This is a genomic window from Pantoea sp. BAV 3049, from assembly GCF_009765445.1.
Classification (GTDB): Bacteria; Pseudomonadota; Gammaproteobacteria; order Enterobacterales; family Enterobacteriaceae; genus Erwinia.
The window spans coordinates 1-1,301 of sequence record NZ_WHOY01000015.1; the positions used below are offsets into that span (position 1 = coordinate 1).

1 protein-coding gene is annotated in these 1,301 nt (G+C 48.4%); it reads left to right on the plus strand.

Annotated features, from left to right (window positions below; translation table 11 throughout):
- The coding region (locus tag GSQ70_RS00630; protein ID WP_158780479.1) for a hypothetical protein at positions 1 to 1,113 on the plus strand (1,113 nt) is incomplete at its 5' end.
- Between the last annotated feature and the right edge of the window lie 188 nt (positions 1,114 to 1,301).

Below are 1,301 nucleotides of genomic sequence, written 5' to 3' on the forward strand. Positions count from 1 at the left end.
ACTCTGGCAGCCACTACCGGCATGAACATCACGGATGCGGAGAAAGTGCATAAGATGATGAGCATCGCCGATGATTACAGTAACCGTAATCATGTGGGCAAAAATGAGGGATATTCAGAACTGCAGGATAAAGCCCGTAACTGGTCCGCTAATGCCGGGGGCAAAGTCTACGTTAAGGATGACACTGGCGATACCATTATTGGTAAAGGGGTCAAATGGGCCGTTGGTGCTTCTGGCGGTGTGGAAGGACATATGGGTACTGAAGTGACCGGCAGAACCGGGTCTACATCCCAGACCACGGAAGGGGGACAGAAAGGTCAGGATTATGGTCACACGCTGTCGGCGCGTGAGGCGAAGGACTTCAGTGTAGGGCTGGACGTGCTGCGTAACTACAATATGACCCACAATGGCCAGCATGTGGATACGAATGCTTCGGGCCTGATGAACCAGATCTCTGCCGGTATCACCACCTCTGACAGCGCGTACCAGCAGTACACCACCAGTCAGTCGCATACCCATGAACTGCAGCGAATGGCTTCCGAAACGGAAACGCTCAGCGCCGGCGCGAAGGAAAACTACAACCAGCAGTTTGCAAAATGGGTTAAAGAGCGGACGCCGGAGCAGGCTCAGGACATCCTTACCAACGCATCCGACGCGGATGTTTCACAGCGTCGCGAAGGACTGGTGCAGCAGTTTGTGGATGAAAAGCTGCGCGGTCGCATAGATGGCAATTATGAAAGCAATGCCGGTCAGACGGGGCAGGGAATGACGGCACCGGCTAACACTGCAGGTGCACAATTCGGGGGAGCATACAGCAGTGCCAACGCTCAGATTGATGGTCACGTGGCTGACAATAATATCCGTACTGATGTGAAAAAAGAGGTTGCTGATATGCAGAGTGTGGTAAAAAATAAATCAGCTGATGCTCAACATAAACTGGAAGACGCCCGTTCCGTCACACAGCAGGGGCGGGAAAATCGTAGGCTGGATATGGAAAACATAGATAGGGAGTACTCAATAAATAAACGTGCAGCTGATAAACAACAAGAAAAAACAATTGTTAATCCACTGGTGAATCATTCCTATAAGGATTATACAAAAGGAAAGAACTGATTGAGTGACAGGTGATAAAATGATGACATACGAACAGGTTGAAAAGGATGCAAAAGCAATTGCTTTATTAATGTCTGAGTCGAAAAGAGAAATTCCTGGTTTTTTTTCAACGTTTAGCAGGGTGAAAATACATTTTTTTGCATACTGTACCTTTGCGTTTCTTAGTTACTTTTCACTTCCGACCAAAG